This is a genomic window from Moorena sp. SIO3B2 (assembly GCF_010692525.1).
GTDB lineage: Bacteria > Cyanobacteriota > Cyanobacteriia > Cyanobacteriales > Coleofasciculaceae > Moorena > Moorena producens.
Window position 1 is genome coordinate 1 of the sequence record NZ_JAAHHE010000492.1, and the last position, 3920, is coordinate 3920.

3 protein-coding genes are annotated in these 3920 nt (G+C 43.6%); 2 read left to right on the top strand and 1 reads right to left on the bottom strand.

Going from position 1 to position 3920, the window contains the following annotated elements:
* The first annotated feature begins 51 nt into the window (after window positions 1-51).
* Window positions 52-1229, top strand: a protein-coding gene (locus F6K38_RS36820; RefSeq protein WP_287359966.1) for an IS630 family transposase whose coding sequence is annotated in 2 segments (ribosomal slippage) — window positions 52-493 and window positions 493-1229 — 1179 coding nt in all. Because the reading frame shifts where the segments join, the coding sequence is not laid out codon by codon here.
* 177 nt (window positions 1230-1406) lie between these two features.
* On the top strand, window positions 1407-1604 hold the full coding sequence (locus F6K38_RS36825; protein ID WP_008183401.1) for a helix-turn-helix transcriptional regulator: 198 nt from the start codon (window positions 1407-1409) through the stop codon (window positions 1602-1604).
* An 89-nt stretch (window positions 1605-1693) separates the two neighbouring features.
* On the opposite strand, the gene recQ is transcribed toward F6K38_RS36825, so the two are convergent.
* Window positions 1694-3823 (bottom strand): DNA helicase RecQ, encoded by a 2130-nt coding sequence (gene recQ / locus F6K38_RS36830; protein WP_287359967.1) that lies wholly within the window; start codon window positions 3821-3823, stop codon window positions 1694-1696.
* Window positions 3824-3920: the final 97 nt, after the last annotated feature.

Here is a 3920-nt window from a genome sequence, read left to right on the forward strand (position 1 = left end):
TGGCACAGCTAAAATAGTGGAATAGAAGGATGATTATTTGAGGTCAAAAAAATGGGAAGAGGTCGTAGAGATAAAGTGCTGCTGACAATCGAACAAAGACGAAGACTAGAAAACATCAGTCGCAATGGCTATGCTCCTGCCAAGAAAATCCTGCACGCTAGGGTTCTTCTGATGTGTGACGAAGGAGAACAAGCGATAGATAAATGGACAGATGAAGGGATAGCCCTTGCTTTAAATCTACATCGAAATACCGTAGGGCGTATCAGAAAAAGATATCTGACCCAAGGAGAAGAACCAGCACTCAATAGAAAGTTAAGAAAGAAACCACCAACTCCACCAAAAATAGATGGCGCGACAGAAGCCCAAATCATTGCCATGTGTTGTTCAGACCCTCCAGAAGGAAGAGCAGATTGGACGATTAGACTACTGACATCGGAACTGAAAAAGCGAAGAGTAGTCACAGAAATCTCTCGTGAAACGGTACGTCGCACTTTAAAAAAAACCAGCTACGTCCTTGGAAAGTAAAACGTTTCTGTATTCCTGAACGAGATTTGGCCAGATTTGTCGCCCAGATGGAAGTAATTTTAGACCTTTACTGTTCATCCCATTGTCGAGATCAGCCATTGATTTGTATGGATGAAGCATCAGTCCAACTCCTAGATCATCTCTATAAACCGATTAAAATGCAACCTGGTCAAGACCAGAAAGAAGATTATCACTATACTCGTGAAGGGACACAAGCCCTGTTTATGTTTTTTGACCCTAATGCTGGATGGCGGCGAGTTAGCAATCGAGACCATCGGTCTCGTGTAGACTGGGCGGAAGAAATTCGCCAATTACTGGATGTTGACTATCCCCATGCTCTTAAAGTCAAGTTAGTCTGCGATAATCTCAATACTCATAATATTGCTTCTCTTTATGAAGCTTTCCCGGCTGATGAAGCTCATCGTCTTGCCAGACGACTAGAAATTTATCATACTCCTCGTAATGGCAGTTGGTTGAATGTCGCAGAGATTGAACTAAGCATTTTAACCAAACAATGTTTAGCCCGCAGGATTTCTAGTCCTGAAAAATTGGAAAAGAAGTTAAAAGCTTGGGAACAAGAGCGAAACAAAACAGCCAGTCAAGTAATTTGGCATTTTTCAACCCCGGATGCCAGAGTCAAACTTAAACATCTTTATCCAGTGTTTGAAGAGGAAGAGATGGCAGATTCTAATGCACCAAATTAGCTGTGTCAGTCCACTACGCCTCACTTCCCACCCTCCCCACCTACATCTATGGTCTTAATTCAAATCATTGATATTAATTTACCTGCCCTGTTGCACAAAACCCGATTGTAGAATATAAACTATAAATAGTCAAATAAATTTAGGTAAACTACTGCTACAAGACCACCGGAGAAGGTAATGTCCCTAGGAAAAAAACTACGAGAACGCCGTGAAAGTCTAGGTTTAACCCGCATACAAGTTGCCAGAGCCTGTGATGTCGTAGAGTCTACAGTGATTAACTGGGAGGCTGATCGGCACAAGCCTAAGCTTTATCCAGAACAGACTAAAGCCTTGTGTGATATTTTAGATCTCAAAGTTGAGGATCTGATCCAGTAACATGTAAGGGTATAGCCAAAGCACAGGATGGCTTTGTGCGATCATTTCATAATCATCTATAGTGCTGCGGATAGCAATAACTATATCGATTACTCTTGTTCCCGTCGCCACCAAGCACGGACTAGTTTAATGTCGTCATAGGAGTAACTTTCTCCTAAGTACTCCCGTAATTTTTTCAGATACTGATCACCCACTTTTTCAATTGCTTTGATAATTGGCTCATGGCGTTCCAATGGTACCAGTCGTTTTAAATCCACTGGCTGATTCATTTCAATTAATTGGCTCAAATGATCTATAATAGTTCTGGTAGTATACCCTCGTTGTTGAGCAATTTCCTCTACACTTAACCCTTGTTGATAGAATTGCAGGGTTTTCATATAGGTACTGGAGGGGAGGGGTTCTGGTAGTTTTTGCTCTTGACAAAATGCCCGAATTTCTGAAATAAATTGCTCGCCATACTGGGTAACTTTATACTGAGTGACACCGGAAAGTTTGGCAAAGTGCTCTAAGGTTTTGGGTTTCAGCTGTGCCATCAGTTTCAGTGTGGAATCAGCAAAGACCACATAGGGCGGAATCGATTGGCGATCAGCGAGCTGTTTCCTTAATTTCCGCAGTTTCTCTAGCAGAATCTCGGCTTCAGCTACTCTGGGGTTAATTTCCCCTAAGGCTTTTTCTACAGATGACTGGGGAATAGGAACGTAAACAGAACGTTGCTTGCGCAGGATTTCCCAACTTAGTGTATTGAGCTTCAGCACAGAGTAGCCATCGGTGGTTTGGTCTACTAATCCTTGGTGCAAAAGCGATCGCACTAGAATTTTCCAAGCCTCTGCAGTTTTATCTTTACCAATACCATAAGTAGAGAGTAAGTGATGGCCATACTGCTCAATTTTCTTACTTTTTGAGCCCCGCAACACTTGAATAATGTGGTTCATGCCAAACCGTTCCCGACACCGGGCTACACAAGAGAGGAATTTTTGAGCTTCAATGGTCCAATCTTCTAGTGGCTTAGGATAGCAACAGTTATCACATTTCTCACAATTCCCTGGAAACCGCTCACCAAAGTAGCCCAGCAAAATCCGGCGGCGACAATCTGTGCCTTCTGCGTAGTCAACAATCTGATTTAACTGTTGATAGGCAATCCGTTGTTCCTTGGGATCGGGCTTTTGATCAATCAGATAATGAAGTTTTGAGATATCACTAGCGCTATATAAAACCGTACATGTGGCTGGTTCCCCATCCCGTCCTGCTCGTCCCGATTCCTGGTAATAACTTTCGATGTTACGAGGTAAATCGTAGTGAATCACAAACCGTACATCTGGCTTATTAATTCCCATGCCAAAGGCTACCGTAGCTACGATTACCCGCACATCATCCCGGATAAACCGATTTTGATTGGTTGCCCTAGCCTTATCCGTCATTCCACCATGGTAAGGTAGGGCAGAAATACCATCATTCTGTAACCGGAAAGCGACTTCTTCTACGGAACGGCGGCTCGTACAGTAGACAATACCAGAACCTTGGTGAGAACGGATCTGTTTTAATAACTGTTGATAGCTTTGCCGTTGTTTTGGTTGAACGTCGTAGTAAAGGTTAGGACGGTTGAAACTGGCGATGTGAACCTTGGGCTGTCGCAATTCCAGTTGTTGGATAATGTCCTGTTGGACTCGATTAGTGGCAGTAGCGGTCAGCGCCAGCACTGAGCTATTGGGATAGCGGTTACGTAATAGTTTTAGTTGCCGATAGTCTGGGCGGAAATCATGCCCCCATTGTGAGACGCAGTGAGCTTCATCAATGGCAAAGGTGGGAATACCGATTTGCGATCGCACTCTATCCAAAAATGGGATAAACTGTTCTGCCAGTAACCGTTCTGGTGATACGTAGAGTAATTTTATCTTACCCTCAAGGATAGCAGCTTCCCGCGATCGCATTTGTTGGAAGCTCAAGGTACTATTGATAAACGTAGCCCCAATCCCATTATCTTCCAAAGACGTCACTTGGTCTTGCATCAAGGAAATCAGAGGAGATACCACAACGGTTAATCCCGGTTTCAGTAGAGCTGGCAGTTGGTAGCACAAGGATTTACCACCGCCAGTGGGCATGATAATCAGTAAATCCTGATTTTGCAGCGCCTCTTCAATAATCTGTTGCTGTCCTGGCCGAAAACAGTCGTGACCAAAAAAATGTTTAAGGGCATGCTCCAGGGATGGCGACTGTTCCATGGTCGTGAGGGGATTGCGATCAGTTGATTGTTGGGATAAGATTATTATGCCTAAAAACTATAACATAGAGCGCTACTCCCTATTCCGTACCTACAAC